Source organism: Shewanella electrica (assembly GCF_022321485.1).
Classification (GTDB): domain Bacteria; phylum Pseudomonadota; class Gammaproteobacteria; order Enterobacterales; family Shewanellaceae; genus Shewanella; species Shewanella electrica.
In genome coordinates this window covers 1-278 of the sequence record NZ_JAKOGG010000206.1, presented here as the reverse complement: position 1 = coordinate 278, position 278 = coordinate 1, and the positions used below count along the sequence as shown (strand labels likewise).

The 278-nt window shown below is 48.9% G+C and carries 1 protein-coding gene; it reads right to left on the bottom strand.

Annotated features, from left to right (window positions below; all coding sequences use genetic code 11):
* A partial coding sequence (locus L9G74_RS24080; protein WP_238898591.1) for a hypothetical protein occupies positions 1-229 on the bottom strand: 229 nt, incomplete at its 3' end.
* Positions 230-278: the final 49 nt, after the last annotated feature.

Genomic DNA, 278 nt, shown 5'->3' with positions numbered 1-278 from the left:
CCATCACCTCCACCACCATACAAGTACCCTTCTCCTCCACCACCACCATATAAGTACCCATCTCCACCACCCCCAGTCTACAAGTACAAATCTCCTCCTCCACCCTATAAGTATCCATCTCCTCCACCACCACCATACAAGTACCCATCACCACCACCCCCAGTTTACAAATACAAGTCTCCTCCTCCTCCTGTTCATTCACCACCTCCCCCAGTTTACATCTATGCATCCCCTCCTCCTCCATATCACTACTAGGTTATTTCTGAAGAATATAAGCC